The sequence below is a fragment of the Nocardia sp. NPDC102475 genome (genome assembly GCF_055584605.1).
In genome coordinates, this window is record NZ_JBVJLS010000017.1 from 93,909 (window position 1) to 111,403 (window position 17,495).

Annotated in this window: 15 protein-coding genes and 1 riboswitch; of the genes, 10 read left to right on the plus strand and 5 right to left on the minus strand. The window is 67.7% G+C overall.

All coding sequences use genetic code 11. From position 1 onward, the window contains the following. Positions 1 to 5: 5 nt before the first annotated feature. Positions 6 to 99, minus strand: a riboswitch (SAM riboswitch). Between the two features lie 338 nt (positions 100 to 437). After that, positions 438 to 1,145 carry a hypothetical protein gene (locus tag ACZ60G_RS28370; RefSeq protein ID WP_465813833.1) on the plus strand — a complete coding sequence of 236 codons (708 nt, stop codon included), beginning with the start codon at positions 438 to 440 and terminating at the stop codon, positions 1,143 to 1,145. Between the two features lie 182 nt (positions 1,146 to 1,327). On the opposite strand, the gene ACZ60G_RS28375 is transcribed toward ACZ60G_RS28370, so the two are convergent. The 5 genes from ACZ60G_RS28375 to ACZ60G_RS28395 all read right to left on the minus strand — a co-directional run bounded on the left by ACZ60G_RS28375 (position 1,328) and on the right by ACZ60G_RS28395 (position 6,969). Next, positions 1,328 to 2,470, minus strand: a complete 1,143-nt coding sequence (locus ACZ60G_RS28375; RefSeq protein ID WP_465813835.1) for a glycosyltransferase family 2 protein — start codon at positions 2,468 to 2,470, stop codon at positions 1,328 to 1,330. Positions 2,471 to 2,478: 8 nt separating this feature from the next. After that, positions 2,479 to 3,222 (minus strand): LppM family (lipo)protein, encoded by a 744-nt coding sequence (locus ACZ60G_RS28380; RefSeq protein ID WP_465813837.1) that lies wholly within the window; start codon positions 3,220 to 3,222, stop codon positions 2,479 to 2,481. A 116-nt stretch (positions 3,223 to 3,338) separates the two neighbouring features. Beyond that, on the minus strand, positions 3,339 to 4,253 hold the full coding sequence (locus ACZ60G_RS28385) for a carotenoid biosynthesis protein (RefSeq protein WP_465813723.1): 915 nt from the start codon (positions 4,251 to 4,253) through the stop codon (positions 3,339 to 3,341). Positions 4,254 to 4,786: 533 nt separating this feature from the next. Next, on the minus strand, positions 4,787 to 6,355 hold the full coding sequence (locus ACZ60G_RS28390; protein WP_465813724.1) for a phytoene desaturase family protein: 1,569 nt from the start codon (positions 6,353 to 6,355) through the stop codon (positions 4,787 to 4,789). After that, entirely contained in the window at positions 6,352 to 6,969 is a 618-nt protein-coding gene (locus ACZ60G_RS28395) for a GNAT family N-acetyltransferase (RefSeq protein ID WP_465813725.1), read from the minus strand. The genes ACZ60G_RS28390 and ACZ60G_RS28395 overlap by 4 nt, the downstream gene beginning before the upstream one ends. Positions 6,970 to 7,119: 150 nt before the next feature. Between ACZ60G_RS28395 and ACZ60G_RS28400 the strand changes: the two genes are divergently transcribed. The 9 genes from ACZ60G_RS28400 (at position 7,120) to mraY (ending at position 17,456) form a co-directional block, all read left to right on the plus strand. Then, entirely contained in the window at positions 7,120 to 7,560 is a 441-nt protein-coding gene (locus ACZ60G_RS28400) for an SAV_6107 family HEPN domain-containing protein (RefSeq protein WP_465813839.1), read from the plus strand. Between the two features lie 122 nt (positions 7,561 to 7,682). Further along, positions 7,683 to 8,105, plus strand: coding sequence for a DUF3040 domain-containing protein (locus ACZ60G_RS28405; RefSeq protein WP_040688643.1), 423 nt, complete (start codon positions 7,683 to 7,685; stop codon positions 8,103 to 8,105). A 448-nt stretch (positions 8,106 to 8,553) separates the two neighbouring features. Beyond that, on the plus strand, positions 8,554 to 8,985 hold the full coding sequence (gene mraZ, locus ACZ60G_RS28410; RefSeq protein ID WP_036535307.1) for a division/cell wall cluster transcriptional repressor MraZ: 432 nt from the start codon (positions 8,554 to 8,556) through the stop codon (positions 8,983 to 8,985). Between the two features lie 207 nt (positions 8,986 to 9,192). Continuing rightward, positions 9,193 to 10,170 carry a 16S rRNA (cytosine(1402)-N(4))-methyltransferase RsmH gene (rsmH, locus tag ACZ60G_RS28415; RefSeq protein WP_465813726.1) on the plus strand — a complete coding sequence of 326 codons (978 nt, stop codon included), beginning with the start codon at positions 9,193 to 9,195 and terminating at the stop codon, positions 10,168 to 10,170. Further along, a complete protein-coding gene (gene ftsL, locus ACZ60G_RS28420) occupies positions 10,167 to 10,976 on the plus strand; it encodes a cell division protein FtsL (RefSeq protein WP_465813727.1) in 810 nt (269 codons plus the stop codon). Before rsmH ends, ftsL begins: the two co-directional genes overlap by 4 nt. Positions 10,977 to 10,978: 2 nt before the next feature. After that, entirely contained in the window at positions 10,979 to 12,904 is a 1,926-nt protein-coding gene (locus tag ACZ60G_RS28425) for a peptidoglycan D,D-transpeptidase FtsI family protein (protein ID WP_465813841.1), read from the plus strand. An 89-nt stretch (positions 12,905 to 12,993) separates the two neighbouring features. Further along, positions 12,994 to 14,712 carry a UDP-N-acetylmuramoyl-L-alanyl-D-glutamate--2,6-diaminopimelate ligase gene (locus tag ACZ60G_RS28430; RefSeq protein ID WP_465813728.1) on the plus strand — a complete coding sequence of 573 codons (1,719 nt, stop codon included), beginning with the start codon at positions 12,994 to 12,996 and terminating at the stop codon, positions 14,710 to 14,712. Then, a complete protein-coding gene (locus ACZ60G_RS28435) occupies positions 14,709 to 16,223 on the plus strand; it encodes a UDP-N-acetylmuramoyl-tripeptide--D-alanyl-D-alanine ligase (RefSeq protein WP_465813729.1) in 1,515 nt (504 codons plus the stop codon). Before ACZ60G_RS28430 ends, ACZ60G_RS28435 begins: the two co-directional genes overlap by 4 nt. Positions 16,224 to 16,379: 156 nt before the next feature. After that, positions 16,380 to 17,456 (plus strand): phospho-N-acetylmuramoyl-pentapeptide-transferase, encoded by a 1,077-nt coding sequence (gene mraY, locus ACZ60G_RS28440; RefSeq protein ID WP_465813730.1) that lies wholly within the window; start codon positions 16,380 to 16,382, stop codon positions 17,454 to 17,456. The last annotated feature ends 39 nt before the right edge of the window (positions 17,457 to 17,495 follow it).

Sequence of the window (17,495 nt, forward strand, 5' to 3'; positions counted from 1 at the left end):
CGGTTCCTCCATCGTTCCCGGCGGAAGCACCCGCACCCGGTGACCGGGGGGTTGCTGCGACGTCGATGAGCCAGGTCTCTCGGTCGCTCTGGATGGTGTGTCCGACGCCGAGCACGGGTCGGTCAATGGGTCTAGCCGAAATATCATGCGAAGCAGGCGAAGTCCGGCACAAGGATACGAATCAGCGTGAGCGCAGACCTTGTTTGCAGGGTCGTGAGCAGGCACTATTGGCCCGGTCATGCGGTGGATCGCGGCATTTCGGACCGAGTTCTCCGCGTGCTCTTCGTCCGGATTGCCCGCCTGCGGATCGCCTTGGCGGCCCATAGGGGCGCGCGGCACGAACGTGTCGACCACCCGAATAAACGCTGTTGCGAAGGTTTGCCGGAGTACTCTCGGACCTCGATTCGTGCCCGACGATGAGGAGGTCCGCCGTGACCATGCTGCGCCGTCTGACCACGCTAACCGCCATCGCGACCGCTACGGCCGCGCTGACTCTCGCCGCCCCCGGCATCGCCGCCGCGGGTCCGGCGCCGATACCCGCACCAGCCGTTCCGGCCGCGACCGCGCCGTCCGCCCAGGCCGCACCCGGTGATCTGTTCGCCGGTTACCGAGCCGTCGTGGACGCGCTGCGCACCTTCGGCATCGACCCGTTCCTGTACCCGGCGGTCGCGCCGCTCTGCTCCGGCACCGGCAGCCTCGGTCTGGTGCCCGCGGTTGCGGGCGCGGTCCCGGGGCCGTGGCCCAAAACCACGGTGGCCATTCCGGGACTCGACCCGACCGCCGTCAAGGCGGGCCAGGTCATGTTCACCTTCGTCCCCTACGGCCTCGGCCCGGACGGCACGAATGCTTCGGGCATGAACGTCGCCTGGGTCAACCTGGCCAATGGCCGCAGCGGCATCACCGCCATGGGATCGATCTCCGATGTGGTCCGCACGATGGTGCCCGCCGAAACCCCGACCGAGATAAGGCCAATGGCCGAACGCGCCGTCCAAGACTTCTTCGCCGTATTCCCGGTCGGTGGGGTGCGCGCGGTTCCGGTCGACACAGGATCCGGCACGGTACTCGCCGCAGTCTTCGGAACCGTGGACAACGGCACCAAGTCCTGCTTCTTCGTCCCGACCATAGGACTCACCACAGTGCGCTGATCCACGGGCCCCTGGCCGAGACAGGCTCGGGGCCCGTGGACAGATCCCGGCCCCGCGGAATCGACTGCGGTCGCCGGAGCAGCCCGCCCATCCCCGAGAGTCCTGAGGACCGATCAAGATCAGGTGGCACTGGCGGCTGGGTCTTCTCGGGCGATGCCGTCACGGATTCCACCTGATCTTGATCAGCGGGTCAAGGGGCGGGACTTCCAGGTCAAGGTGTTGGTGCGGTGGGCGCGGTGGGCGCGGGTCCAGAGGCGGAGGTAGGCGTCGATGGAGATCGGATGTGCCAGGGCCGCAAGGGCGTCCGTGCGGGTCGTGGTGCCGCGTTCCAGTGAGCGCGCGAGCAGGCGGCTGGCGACCGCGGCGCCGTAGCCGATGAGACCGGCGGTGCGTATGGAGCCCCGGCCGCCGATCGCGGCCAATGGGGGCGCCCAGTAGGCCAGTGTCGCAACGGCTCCCACCGCCGCGCCGCCGATTGTCGTGCCGCCGTACGCGGACCACAGCCAGCGGTTGTAACCGATCTCCAGTTCGGCTGCGCCACGGTACATTCGGGTGCTCGCCGCTCGGCCTGCCGCGACCAGCGCGGTCCGGCGACCCGAGCGACGCAGTGCGCGAGCGATATCCAGGTCCTCGGTCGGGCTCGCGGCGACCGCGGAATGCCCGCCGATGGCGTGGTAGGCGGTGGCGTCGAACACCAAGAACTGGCCGCAGGCCACGGCTGTCGAGGGGCGCAGGCTGCGATTGGCGGCCGCGATCGGCAGGCTCGTCGCCCACGACCAGCACAGCAGCGGCTGCACCAGCGCCTCGGCCAGCGATTCGGTCACCTGGTACGGCCACGGTGACAACAATGCGGCTCGGCTGCGGCGCAATTCGGCGGTCGCCGCGGCGATCGCATTCGGTGCCAGTCGCACATCGGCATCGAGAAAGATCAGCACCGTGGCATCCGCCAACTCGGCCAGTCGCGCGCAGGCCGCGGCCTTTCCGGTCCATCCGGGCGCGGGTTCGGCCTCGGAGCGGAACACAGTGAAGCGCGAATCGCCCGCAATCGCGTCGAGCGCGGCCGCTTCGGTCCCGTCCGACGACGCGTCGTCGAGAATCAGCACCTGTAGTCGCGGCACACCCGCCTGACCACGGAGATCATCGATCAGCTCGGGCAGTCGGTGTGCCTCATCGCGTGCCGGGATACACACCGACACCGGCTCGATCACCGTATTCGGTCCGGTCGAGAGCCTGCGCACCGTCACGCGGTTGAATAACGCGGTCCCGCAACCGAACAGCGCGATACCCGCACCCGCCCACGCGGCGATCGCCGCGCCCGCGCGCAACGTTCGCGTCAGCGGCGGGTCAGCGAACGCCACAGATTGCTCGGTGAGAAGTTGGTTTCCGGTGCGCCGGGCGGTGCCGGGTTGCGGTCCATGTAGGCGATGGCGGCGATGATGGCGGCGACGGCGAGGGTGATACCACCGACGATGCCTGCCCAGCCCGCGAAGGAGCGGGTATTCGGGTCCGCGTAGCTGACCTCGGCGCGCAGGGTAGAGACATCGCCGGGCGGCAGTTTCCAGGAGACGGTCGAGTCGTCCTCGCGATTGCCGTTGGTCTTGGCGACGCGGGCCGGGAAAGCCACGGTGAACTGCACATCCGAACCGTGCGGCGGAACGGATTTCAGATCGACCCGGCCATTGAGGCTGACCAGGTCGCCGGTGCGCTGGAACGACAGGTTGAACATGCCCTGGGTCTGATCGGAGAGCGCGCCGAGCTGGCCGACCTCACCGAAGGACAGATCCTCGAAGAACACCTTGCTGCCCACATAGCCGTCCTGGCTGTACGGCTCGACCCGCACCTTCGCGGCCAGCGAATCGGGCGCCTTCAACTGCGGGCCCTTGTCATTGGCGTCCGCGGGAACCACCGCGGCCACGATCCGACCGGAGACCCGGTCATTGGACGACACACCCATCGACACCTGCACCCGCAGGCAGCCCGCGAGCATGGGCACCAGCATCGCGGCCAGCAGTACTGCCGCGGCCACCCGTGCTCCGGGCCGGGGAGAACGTGGCGGTAGAACCGATGTGTCGGGCATCGCGGTGAGAGGACTCGGCTGCACGGCTCACATCGTGCCAGGCGGTCACCCCGAATTGCCACGCGACGGGCGGAACGCACGCCGACCGAAGTATCGGACAGCTGGTCCGCACCGCTTCAGCCCCGTCGGGCCGCGACCGACCGCACCAGCAGCGGCACGCCGAGCACCCCCAGTCCGATGCATCCGTACCAGGCCGAATACGGCAGATCGAGGAACACCGCGTGCGCGAGCGTCGACCCGAGCCAGGTCCACATGAACACCGCCACCGGGACCACCGCGTCTGCCGAGATCGGCGATACCGGCTTTCGGGATCTGTGCTCCGGACTGGTCGGGTCAGGCGTTCCCAACTCCAGCGCCGGTGCTCCAGCCTGCGCCGCATCGGGGGCTGCCGCCGGTGTCTGCGCTGTCGACAGCAGGCGCTCTGCCGCGGGTGCAAACGTATTCGCACTCCCCGTCCCCACGACGCGATCCAAGCCGGTCAGCAGCAACGCCATCACCAGCGCCACCGCGAACCACCCCAGATAGTTCGTGTACGGAATCTCATCGAGCCCGGGCAGCCCCCGACCGGCGGCACACCAAGTCCACTGCCCGTCCGCCACCATCTGCGGATCGAGGAACAGATCCCAGCCCACGGCCCCGACCGCGGTCATAGCGACTCGCACGGCCCACCGCCGAGTCGACAATCCGGCGACCACCCACACCGGATACAGCCCACCGGTCCAGGCCAGCGCGACCACCAATGGCACCCCCGCTACCGCGGGTCCCGATCTTCCGTCGGCGTACTCATAACAACCGAATGGGAAACCCGTTGCGGTACCAACGATTTCGGCAACCAGTCCGAGCCCGGAGACAATCACCACGAACCCCAACGCGTACCTGATGCCGCGCGTCGCCACCGCGTGCACCAGCGCCGTCCCCGCCGACAACAGCACGACTGCGACGGTCACCCGATCGCGAGCGGCCCCCGAGGCAAGCGGATAACTGATCTGCACGAGCACGAGCAGCACCGCCGGGACCACGGGCGCCAGCAACCGCGGCGTCCATCGAAAGGCTGACGCCGACCGCGAGCGCCGACTTGGACCGCGCCGACTTGCCGGGTTCCCGTCAGCACCGCGGACGTCGGAGTCCGTTGCGTCAAAGGATTCGGCTCGCCGGGTGGTCTCTGGACTGGCTGGACTGTGGATGTCGGAGTCCGTTGTGTCGGTGGATTCGGTTGGTCGGGTGGTCTCTGGACTGGCTGGACTGTGGATGTCGGAGTCCGTTGTGTCGGAGGATTTCGCGTATCCGGTGGTCTCTGGACTGGCTGGACTGTGGACGTTGGAGTCCGTTGTGTCGGTGGATTCGGTTGGTCGGGTGGTCTCTGGACTGGCTGGACTGTGGACGTTGGAGTCCGTTGTGTCGGAGGATTCGGTTCGTCGGGTGGTCTCCGGACTCGCCGGACTATGGAGCTCGGAATCCGTTGCGCGGGCGGACTCGACTTGCCCGGTGGTCCCCGGACCAGGGCTTTCAGGTCCTGATGTGGGTCGCTCTTCCGGCTCCGGCACGGTTGGCCCGGTGGGGTCTGTCATCGTCTGCGCAGCAGGGGAAACCGGTTGCGCCGTCGGTCGCGCAGCACCAACTGTGCCGCGCTGCGCCCGCTCGCTCCGGACACTCCGCCACCCGGATGCGTGGACGCCCCGGTGAGATACAGCCCGGGCGCGCCGGGCACTCGCTGCCCGGACAACTCCGGCAGCGGCCGCCACAGCATCATCTGATCCAGCGACATCTCCACATGCATCACATTTCCGCCGCGCAACCCGAGCTCACGCTCCAGATCGACCGGCGTCTGCACGTACCGTCGCAGCACACTCGCCCCGAAACCCGGTGCGTAGGAGTCGACTTCGGCGATGATCCGATCGGCCTCCGACTCCGCGTGCGCGGCCCAGTCGCTCCCGTCGGCAAGCTCGTACGGATGCCACTGCGCCCACAGCGAGAGCTGATGCTCACCGGCCGGGGCGATGCTCGGATCCAGCGCGCTGAAACTCATGGCCAGCACCACCGGACGCGGTGGCAGATCACCGGCCAGCGCCGCGCCGTGCGCCCGCCGCAACTGCCGCCGATCGGAGACCAGGAACTGCAGACCATTGGCGGATTCAGCGGTCGAACTACCGGGATACTGCGGCAGCGCAGACGTCGCGAGTCGCACCACCATGCCGATACCGGGCCCGACCCGGATCCGCCGCTGCCAATCGTCGAGCACCGCACCGTCGAATCCGCCGCCCCGCAGCAGATCCAGCGTGGTCAGCACATGGGCGCCCGCGATCACGGTGTCCGCGTGCAGGCTCCGTCCCGACGCCGTGCGCACCTGCCAGCCGGCACCGACCTGCCGCAGCTCGGTGACCGCATCGCCCGCCGAAACCACTCCGCCGTCGGCGCGCAGCCGCGCGACCAGTGCCGTTGTCAGCGCCCCACTTCCTCCCACCGCCCGTCCTGGCGGCAGCGTATGCATCAGCGCGGCGAATCCGACCATCGGCGCGGTCCCCGGTTCCGACATCGGCGGCCCGGACTGCGCACCGAACCAGGCCAGCGACGCCTTGAGCCGTTCGTCGTCGAAGTAGCTGTCCAGCAGGGCGTCGCCGGTCTGCAGGAACTCCCGCGACAACGCACTCCCGCCATCGCGCGCGTCCAGCCCCCAGAACGAACGCAGCAGCCGACCCGGTGTCGGCGCACCGCCGAACGCGCGCATCACCCGCGCCGACCGTGGCCCCCAGACCTCGACGAAGCGCCGATAGGCCACCGCATCCCGCGCACCACAGACCTCCGCGATTCCGGCGCAGGTCCGATCGAGATCGCGATGGAAAACGATCGGCGCACCACCTTCCGGCCCCGGGGGCGTGAATCCCCAAGGATCGCAATCGATATAACGCAGCCCGAAGCGCGACAGCTCGAGTTCCTCGATGATCCCGGTATGGCGCACCATGATGTGCGCCGACGATCCGCGATCGACCAGATGACCGGGAAAGCGTTCGACCGTCGACACCGCGCCGCCGAGCACCTCGTCGCGCTCGAGCACCTCCACCCGCTCCCCGGCCCGCGCCAGATAGCAAGCCGCGACGAGCGCGTTATGGCCCGACCCGACGACCACAACGGTCACAGAGGCAGCCGCCGTCCCAGGATGGCGAACGGCCTGGTATCCCCGGCGAAGACGAAATTTCGGATCACATCGGTGAATCCGAGTCGCCGATACAGCTTCCAGGCGCGGTTGGCCTCGCCATGCACTTCCGGCGTGGACAGCAGCACCGCGCTCTCGGTGCGATTCATCAGCAGCCGCGTCAACAGTTCGCCGCCGATGCCGCGACCCTGCGCCGACGGATGCACGTGCAGTTCGGTCAGCTCGAAATAATCCGAAAGCAGTTCGCGCGCAGAATGTTCCGGCCAGCCCGAGCGCCGCATCCCACTGTGCACCTGCTGATGCCACCACTGGTGGGCGGCGCCGCGATAGCCGTAGGCGATGGCCACGATCGGCGCGGTCCGCAGGTCGATCTGCCCCGAATCATCCGGGATGACGGCGGCGACGCCCTGCCAGCCGACGCGGGTGGTGTGCTCGGTCCACATCGGTGCGCGATGGTGTTCGGTGCCGTGCGGATATTCCATCGCCGCGACGTACACCGCAAGCACGTCGTGCAGCCGGGAGCGCAGCGCCGCGACGGAGAGGTCGATGACGACAGGGGCGTTGGCGGGGGTGTGTTTGGGCTTGACGGCTGTCATGGCTCTCGTCGGTCCGCGGAAAGTTGTCGGTGGGTGTCCCTATATTCAATCTCAATTCAAACGTTCGAATACCTGTTCGATCCCCGCGGTGCTGGGAACTCGGCATTCGCGCCCAGGATAGGCCAGGTGAGCGACTCGGAGGGACGGCTGATGTCTGGTCGGATCGAACACCCGGGGCAACCCGGCAAGGCGGGCAAGCTGCTGCAGCGGGCGGACGGCTTGCTGATGCAGGCGGCGGGGGAACGCGACCCGCGCGAACGTTTTCGGACCGCGTACCTCGCCGCGCTGCGCGGTGCCGGGGCCGTGCTCGCGTTCACCGGGGCAGACGCAGCGCCGCGGGCGCGTTCGCGCAATGCCTGGGTGCTGATGCAGCGCGCCGCACCCGAATTCGTCATGTGGGCCGACTACTTCAGCGCCCGTTCGGAGATCAGGGCGGCGCTGGAGGCGGGGTTGGATCGCAATGTGGGTGATCAGCAGGCCGACGAGTTCTATTCGCGGGTGGGCGCATTCCTCCACGATGTGGAAGATCTGGTGAATGCCGGGGCTCGATTGCGCCCAGCGCCGGGCTGGTCCGGCGGTATGACCGCTTAGTTATCGACGAGTAGGTGGTACGGCACTGATCGAACTCGTATCATTGGTGGCAGATAGCCGACCTTGGTTATCTGTCGCCTACCCGGAGGCGACAGCCACGTCCTAGTGCCGGGGGAGGTACCGTGCCACTCTCCGAGCACGAGCAGCGCATGCTCGAACAGATCGAGAGCGCGCTCTATGCTGAGGATCCGAAGTTCGCGTCGTCCGTCCGCGGCGGACGCCTTCGCTCGACCTCGAGTCGTCGCAGACTCCAGGCCGCGGCCTTGTTCGTCCTCGGCCTGTTTCTACTTGTCGCCGGCATAGCCGCTCCGGTGAAGCTCGGCGACTTTCCGATCATCAGCCTGATCGGATTCATCGTGATGTTCGCCGCAGGCGTGCTGTTGCTGCTCGGCAGTTCCAAGGGCATCGCCAAGGGTGACCGGTCGGGCAATGCCCAATCCGGTGGCGCGAGTGGCGGATCGGGCGGACGTGGGCGACAGCGCAAGTCCGGTGGTTTCTCCGAGCGCATGGAGGATCGGTTCCGCCGCCGCTTCGATCAGGAGTAGCGCGCCCGTAGCCGACACCTACATATCGAACGCGCCGCCGCACCGAAGAGGTGCGGCGGCGCGTTCTCATGCGTGAACCAACCGGCTGCTGAAGGTGCGCCGCGCGCGGTTCCCCGCAACGCCCCACGATCTTCCCCCACAACCTCCCACCACCCACCTCTGCGCCGCCCCGTGACCGGCCGAAACCTGGGGAACCGGGGCGTTTGCTGGTAGTTGTCGGGCGCTTGTCTCGCCGTGTGGCGCGTGTCGCTAGAACACGGAAAAAGTTCTCCACCACAGTGATAGCTGGGATGACCTGCGTAATCGACGACGCGGGGAGCCAGATCACCCCGAGTTTCGATTGAAAGTGGGGGAAAGTGGGGTAATGTGGAGCGCGCACAAGAGGAAGGGCATACATCCGAGGTGATCGTGCTCCCCGTACCACGGGGTTGATCCGGGAGGTAGCGAGTTGTTTCTCGGTACCTATACACCTCGGTTGGATGACAAGGGGCGACTGACGTTGCCTGCGAAGTTTCGAGACGATCTGGCGGGAGGGTTGATGGTCACGAAGGGTCAGGACCACAGCCTTGCCGTATATCCCAAGGAAGAGTTCACCGCTCTCGCACGGCGAGCCGCGGCGGCATCTCGAAGCAATCCGCAGGCGCGCGCGTTCGTCCGGGCGCTCGCGGCCGGTACGGATGAACAGCGTCCGGACGCTCAGGGCCGGATCGTGTTGTCGGCCGATCATCGTCGCTACGCGAACCTTTCGCGGGATTGCGTGGTGATCGGATCGGTCGACTTCCTCGAGATATGGGATAAGCAGGCGTGGGAGTCCTACCTCGCCGAGCACGAGGAGGACTACGCGCAAGCGAGAGATGAGTCGCTGGGCGGAATCTTCTAGCCCTGAGCGAACGAGTGCCACGCGGCCTCTGCCCGGACGCGCGGACCCTGACGTACTTCCCCGACGCCAGGTGCCGAGGCTCCGGTCAGAGACCCCGCGGCATTCGTATTTCGAAAGTAGCTGTGTAACAAGGCGACCCCGCAGCGAGTGATCCCACTGACACGGCTCGATGCGCGACGACGCGAGGCAGGATTCCGGGAGGTCGAGGTGAACCGTGAACAGGACGGTCCTCGCCATGTTCCGGTTCTGCTCCAGCGGGCCGACGCGCTGCTCGGTCCGGCACTCGCCGAACCCGGCGCGATATATGTCGACGCCACATTGGGTTTGGGTGGACACGCCGAACACTTCCTACGCACCTATCCGAATATCCACCTCGTCGGACTCGATCGCGATACCCATGCGCTGGCATTGGCCGGTGAGCGATTGGCGCCGTTCGCGGACCGAATCACTCTGGTGCACATCCGATATGACGGAATCGCGGCCGCGCTGAAGCAGGCCGGATTGCCGACCACCGGATCGGTGAGCGCCATCCTGATGGATCTCGGCGTGTCCTCGATGCAACTCGACGAGGCCGAGCGCGGCTTCGCCTACTCCGTCGACGCGCCACTGGATATGCGGATGGATCCGACCACCGGCATCACCGCCGCCGATGTGCTCAACACCTATAGCCACGGTGATCTGGCGCGCGTGCTGAAAACCTATGGTGAGGAACGCTTCGCGGGCAAGATCGCATCCGAGGTGCTGCGCCGTCGGCAGCAGAAGCCGTTTCGCACGAGTGCCGAATTGGTCGAATTGCTTTATGCCACCATCCCGGCCGCCACCAGGCGGACGGGCGGGCATCCGGCCAAGCGAACCTTCCAGGCGCTACGGGTGGAGGTGAACGGTGAGCTCGACTCGCTGCGTGCCGCTCTGCCCGCCGCTCTGGACTCGCTGCGGGTCGGCGGCCGGATCGTGATCATGTCGTATCAGTCGCTCGAGGATCGGGTGGTCAAACAGGAGTTGGCGCCGCGCACGACATCGCGGACACCGGTCGACCTGCCGGTCGAATTGCCCGGTATGGGACCGGAATTCAAGTTGCTGACCCGGGGCGCCGAGAAGGCTACCGAACAAGAGATCGAAGAGAACCCGAGGGCGGCACCCGTGCGAATGCGCGCGGCGGAGAGAATCCAGGAGGGGACAGCATGAGTGTGCGCACGCGTACCGTCGAGGCGCCGGGCCGGATCGCACGCCGGGTTCAGGCCGCCGAGCGGGTGAAATCGGGTGCCGCACAACGGGCCTACGCCAAGCGTCGGATGCGGGCCGAGCAGTCGGGGGACCAGCACGATCTGCCGAAGCAACGCGCATCGGCGATGGCTTCGCGAATTCCGTTCGTGGCGGCCATCATTGCGCTGCTCGGCTGCGGTCTCGCACTCACTCTGCTGCTCACCACCCGTTCGGCGGAGGACAGCTATCAGCTCGGCGATGCCAGGGCGACCAACCGCAAGCTGGCCGACGAACGCGCGGCGCTGCAGCGCGAGGTCGAGGCCGCCGACTCCGCGCCCGAACTCGCCGCCAGGGCCCGCGAACTCGGAATGATCCCGGCCAAGGATCCGGCCCGGCTGGTGATCGGACCGGATGGCGGGGTAACGGTGATCGGCAAGCCGACGCCTGCGCAGGGCGCGCCGGTGCCGCCGCTGAACAGCTCGCCTGCCATGCCGACCGTCCCGCCGACGGGCAATGCCCAGGCCCGCGGTGAACGATTGGTTCCGGTGACGACCTCGCCGACCGCACCGCCCACCCAGCCGAATACCGGCCAGCCCGCGAACACCGTTGCGGGACAGGCGAGTTCGACGCCCAGCCCGACACCGGTGAGCCCGGCGCCGAGTCCGGTCGCGCAGACTCCGGTGGAGACACCACAACCGGAAACTCCGCAGCCCATGCCTGCGCAAGCTCGAGCGCCGCAGTCCGAGACACCCCAATCAGCGCCCACCCCTGACGAGGGCGCCCGATGAGCATGCGGCAGACCAGGCCCGCGTCGCGTCAGCGCCGCGGGCCGTCGGCATCCAAGGCGGGCTCCACCAGAGCCTCCGGGACATCGAGGACGGCAACCGCATCCAGATCGCGGACGGCCGCCCCGGATCGTCCGCTGCGCCTGCGTCTCGGTGTCGGCCGGGTGATCATGCTGATCGCACTGGCGGTCGTCGCGCTGCAATTGCTGTGGGTGCAGAGCATTTCCGCGCCCAGCCTGTCCGCACAGGCGGCCAGCCAGCGCACCACCCACGAGCCCGAGTACGCCACCCGTGGGCCGATCACCGATCGCAACGGGAAGTCCCTCGCGATCACGCTGAGCGCGCAGGCGCTGACCTTCCAGCCGGTGGTCGTGCGCAAACAACTCGCCGATGCGAAGGAGAAGTCGGCCAAGGCTCCGGATCCCGATGAGCGGCTCAAAGCGATCGCCAAGGCCATCCACGACAAGATCGGCAAGGACGCACCCGCAGAATCGGCACTGTTGGACAAGCTGAAGAGCGATACAGAGTTCGTCTATCTCGCCCGCAATGTCGATCCGCGCATAGCCTCCGATATCAAGGTGCAATTTCCAGAGGTCGGCGCCGAGCGCCAGGATGTGCGCGATTATCCGGGCGGCTCGCTGGCAGCCAATGTGCTCGGCACCACCGGCTGGGACGGACACGGCCAGATGGGCCTCGAATCGTCGCTGGACTCGCTGCTGGCGGGTACCGACGGCTCGCAGACCTACGACCGCGGCTCCGACGGTGCGGTCATTCCGGGCAGCTGGCGCGATAAGCAGCCCGCGGTGAACGGCTACTCGGTCCAACTGACCCTGGACTCGGATCTGCAGTACTACGCGCAGCAGCAGGTGCAGCAGGCCAAGGAGATGTCCGGCGCGAACGCGGCCTCCGCCGTCGTGCTGGATGCTAAAACCGGCCAGGTGCTGGCGATGTCGAATGACAACACCTTCAACCCGGCGCTGGGACCGCAGCATTGGGGCAATGCCGAGATGCAGAACCCCTCGGTGCAGGATCCTTTCGAACCCGGTTCGGTCAACAAGATCGTGACCGCGGCCGCGGCCATCGAATACGGCTTGACCAATCCCGACGAGGTGCTGCAGGTGCCCGGCGAGATCCGGATGTCCGGGGTCACCGTGCACGACGCCTGGGAGCACAGCACTTTGCCGTACACCACCACCGGCATCTTCGGTAAGTCCTCCAATGTCGGCACGCTGATGCTGGCGCAGCGGGTCGGCGAGGACCGGTTCGCGGATATGGTCAACCGCTTCGGCCTCGGCCAGCGCACCGGTGTCGGTCTGCCCGGCGAAAGCCCGGGCCAGGTACCTGCCCGCGACCAGTGGTCCGGCGGTACCTTCGCGAACCTGCCCATCGGACAGGGCCTTTCGATGACGACCCTGCAGATGACCGGGATGTACCAGGCTATTGCCAATGGCGGCGTGCGGATTCCGCCGCGCATCGTCAAGTCCGAGACCGCACCGGACGGTACCCGCACCGAGGAGCCGCAGCCCGACGGCGTGCGCGTGGTGAGCGAACAGACCGCGGCCACGCTGCGCACCATGTTCCAGGCGGTCGTGCAGCGCGATCCGATGGGTGTGCAGATGGGGACCGGTGGGTCCGCGGCGATCGATGGCTATCAGGTCGCGGGCAAGACCGGCACCGCGCAGAAGGTCGACCCGAGCTGCCGCTGCTATTCGACCTCGTCGTTCTACATCACCTTCGCCGGTATGGCCCCCGCGGACAACCCGCGCTATGTCATCGGCCTGATGCTCGACGCGCCGATTCGCAGCTCCGACGGCAGCGGTGGCGGGTCGGTGGCGCCGCTGTTCCACAACATCGCCTCCTGGGCGCTGCAGCGCGACCGGATCCCCCCTTCACCCGAGCCATCGCGACGGTTCGTTCTGCAGGCTTCATAAGATTGGAGCCGCGTTGCCCGGCCGTGAGCCGACGTCGGTAACCTGACTCGACGTCCCCGCCTTTCCTATAGATCCACCCAGTCCCGTCCATGCCGATTCCCGAGAGGAGCCCTGTGCCCGCGCAGTCCAGCCAGCACGTGCTCCGGCCGACCCATCCGCGGTCGACGTCGTTGTCCACCGTACTGGCCATGACCGGTGCCGGCTCGTCGCGAGCCGACCTCGCGCAGATCCAGGTCACCGGCATCGAGCAGCGCTCGCATGCGGTGCAGCCGGGTGATCTGTTCGCCGCACTGCCGGGCGCGCAGGCGCACGGCGCACGTTTCGCGCGCGATGCCGTCGAACGGGGCGCGGTCGCGGTCTTCACCGACCCCGCGGGCGCCGAACTGGCCGGTGAGCTCGGCGTACCGGTGCTGGTGCGCGAGCAGCCCAGGTCGGTGCTCGGCGAGCTTTCGGCCGCGCTCTACGGCAATCCGTCCGAGCGGCTGCGCATCGTCGGCATTACCGGCACCTCGGGCAAGACGACCACTGCGTATCTGGTGGAGGCCGGGCTGGCCGCCGGCGGTCTGTCCACGGCGCTGATCGGCACCATCGAGACCAGGATCGGCGGTCGCCGGGTGCCGAGCGCATTGACCACGCCCGAGGCGCCGCAGCTGCACGCCATGTTCGCGCTGATGGTCGAGCAGGGTGTGGATGCGGTCGTGATGGAGGTTTCCAGCCACGCGCTGGCGCTGGGCCGGGTTGACGGCGTGCGCTTCGCGGTGGGCGCGTTCACCAATCTCTCCCAGGACCACTTGGACTTCCACGCCGACTTCGAGGATTACTTCGCCGCCAAGCGCAGGCTTTTCGAACCGGAGTCGCCGGTCGCCGCGCGCACCTCGGTCATCTGCGTCGATGACGAATGGGGGCGGCGCCTCGCCGCCGATCTCACGGATCCGATCACCGTATCCACCACCGGTTCCGGTACATGGCAGCTCACTGGCGAGGTATCCGCGCACGGCGGCGAGCAGGAATTCACCGCCGCCGGACCAGGGGCGAATGTCGATGTGCGCCTGCGGCTTCCGGGCCGCTACAACGTCGCCAATGGACTGCTCGCGGTCGCGGTGTGCACCGCTGCTGGAGTGGAGTCCGCCGTCGCCGCGCCCGCACTGGCCACTGTCGACGTGCCGGGCCGGATGCAGCGGGTCGAGCGCGGACAGGACTTCCTTGCGATCGTCGACTACGCACACAAGCCCGCCGCGGTGGAGTCGGTGATCGCCACGCTGCGCGGTCATCTGGCGGCCGATACCGGTGGTCGGCTGGCCGTGGTGGTCGGCGCGGGCGGGGACCGGGACGCGGGTAAGCGCCCGCTGATGGGTGCGGCCGGTGCGCGCGGTGCCGATCTGCTGATCATCACCGACGACAATCCGCGCAGCGAGGATCCGGCCGCGATCCGCGCCGCGCTGCGCCGAGGCGCGCTGGCGGTCCCGGAGGCCGAACGCGGTGAAGTACGTGAAATCGGGGACCGGGCCGCGGCCATCGCCGCCGCCGTCGACTGGGCCCGTCCCGGTGACGTGGTGCTGGTGGCAGGTAAGGGACATGAGGCAGGGCAGGAGATCAAGGGCGTGAAGCATCCGTTCGACGACCGCGAGGTGCTCGCGGCGGCGTTGGAGCGACGGGAGCGGGGCCCGCAGGACCACAACACCGCCGCGGGAGCGACGGGCCCGGAGGCGGTAGCGAAGCGTGACCACGCAGGGCCCCGCGAGCGCGGCCGATCCGATACTGAGCAGAGTCCGCAGGGGTCGGACGCGGAGGACTTGACGGTTTCATGATCGAAATGACGCTGCGGGAGATCGCGGAGGTCGTCGGCGGCACGCTGCACGACGCCCCCGACCCGGAGGTGACGGTAACGGGTTCGGTCGAATTCGATTCGCGCCGAATCGGTTCCGGGGATCTTTTCCTGGCCCTGCCCGGCGAGCAGGCCGACGGCCACGACTATGCGAAGGCCGCCGTCGACGCCGGTGCGGTCGCGGTGCTCGCGGCCCGTCCGGTGGGCGTGCCCGCGATCGTGGTGGCTCCAAGTCCGGGTACCGTGCCCGCGAAATCCGTTGCGCTGGCCGGTGATTCGGACGGGTCGGGAGCCGCGGTGCTGGTCGCGCTCGCTACGCTCGCCCGGGTGAGCGTCGAACGTCTTTCCGCGGCAGGCGGACTCACCGTGGTCGGGGTGACCGGCTCCTCGGGCAAGACCTCGACCAAGGATCTGCTCGCGGCCGTGCTCACGCCGCTGGGTCCGGTCGTCGCGCCGCCTGGATCGTTCAACAACGAACTCGGCCATCCGTGGACCGCACTGCGCGCCGATGCCGACACCCGCTTCCTGGTACTGGAACTGTCCGCGCGGGGTCCCGGCCATATCGCCGCGCTCGCGCAGGTCGCGCCGCCGAAGATCGGTGTCGTGCTCAATGTGGGCACCGCCCATCTCGGTGAATTCGGCAGTCGCGAGGCGATCGCGCAGACCAAGGGCGAACTCGTCGAGGCATTGCCGTCGACGGGTCTGGCCGTACTCAATGCCGACGATCCGCAGGTGGCCGCGATGGCCGTACGCACGCAGGCCCGCGTGGTGACGGTCGGCCAAGCGGGCAATGCCGAAATCCGCGCCACTGATGTACATCTCGATGCCGAGGCACGCGCGGGCTTCACGCTGCACACGAGTAAGGGCAGCATCCCGGTGCGGCTCGCCGTGCACGGCGAACACCAGGTCGGCAATGCGCTGTCCGCCGCCGCCGTCGCACTCGAATGCGGTGCGGACCTCGAAACCGTCGCGCAGGCACTCGGCGGCGCACATGCCGCATCGGCCCGCCGTATGGATGTGCGGACCACCGCCGACGGCATCACCATCGTCAACGACTCCTACAACGCCAATCCGGATTCGGTGCGCGCCGCGCTCAAGGCGTTGGTGACCATGTCGCGTGCGGGCGACACCCCGCGCCGCAGCTGGGCCGTACTCGGCGAAATGGGTGAACTCGGCGAGGAATCCGTCATCGAACACGACCGGATCGGCCGCCTCGCGGTGCGTCTGGATGTCTCCCGGCTGATCGTGGTCGGCACCGGAAGGCCATCCCACGCGATGCACCAGGGTGCGGTAATGGAAGGCTCGTGGGGCGAGGAGTCGATCCTCGTGCCCGATATCGGCGCGGCCATCGCGCTGCTCGACAACGAGGTCGAACCGGGCGATGTGGTGCTGGTCAAGGCGTCCAAGGCGGTCGGGCTGTGGGCGGTCGCCGAACATTTGACCAGCGCGGAACGTGCGGGAATTAGTCGGGTAGCACGGAGGCGCGAGGCGTGAGCGAGCGAAGCGAGCGAACCAAAGGCACAGCGGCCATCGGCCGAACGACGGAGCCGAGCGTCAGCGAGGCTCAGTCGTGAGTGAGCGGAGCGAGCGAACCATGGGCACAGCGGCATTCTGCCGAACGACTGAGCCGAGCGTCAGCGAGGCTCAGTCGTGAGGCAGATTCTGTTCGCGGCTGGGATCGCACTTGCGGTCTCCATCCTGCTGACGCCGCTGTTGATACGGATCTTCGCCAGACAGGGCTTCGGGCAGGAGATCCGGGTCGACGGTCCGGCCAGTCATCAGGCCAAGCGCGGCACCCCGACCATGGGCGGTGTGGCAATTCTGGTCGGCATGTGGGCCGGCTACCTCGGCTCACATCTGATCGGCATCGGCTACGACGCCGACGGACCTTCCGCCTCGGGCATTCTGGTGCTCGGACTGACCACCGCACTCGGTGTGGTCGGCTTCCTCGACGACTTCATCAAGCTGCGCAAGCAGCGCAATCTCGGTCTGTCGGCCGCGGGTAAGTACGTCGGTCAGCTCAGCGCCGCGGTGCTGTTCGGCATCCTCGCCTTGCAGTTCCGTGGCGGCAACGGGTTGACTCCGGCGAGCAAACATCTGTCCTATGTCCGCGATATCCCCACGGTGTCGATGGGCGTGATCATCTTCCTGTGCTGGGTCTGTCTGCTGGTCGTGGCCTGGTCGAATGCGGTGAACCTGACCGACGGCCTGGACGGCTTGGCCGCGGGTTCGATGAGCCTGGTGCTCGGCGCCTACGTGATCATCACGTTCTGGCAGTACCGCAATGCCTGCGCGACGATCCCGGAGGCGGGCTGCTACAACGTGCGCGATCCGCTGGACCTGGCATTGGTCTGCGCCTCGGCGGCCGCCGCGTGTGTCGGCTTCCTGTGGTGGAATGCCGCGCCCGCCAAGATCTTCATGGGCGATACCGGTTCGCTGGCCCTGGGTGGCATGCTCGCCGGCCTGTCCATCACGACCCGCACCGAACTGCTGATGGTCGTGATCGGTGCGCTGTTCGTCGCGGAAACCGCCTCGGTGGTGCTTCAGGTCGCGGTGTACCGCACAACCCGCAACCGGCTATTCAAGATGGCGCCGTTCCATCATCACTTCGAACTCAGCAAGTGGGCCGAGACTACGGTGATCATTCGGTTCTGGCTGCTGGCGGCGATGGCGTCGGCGGTCGGACTCGGCCTGTTCTACAGCGAATATCTCTCAGCGGTCGGGTGAAGTAGCGATGGTCGAACATTCTCCGCGGGCCCTGCGAAC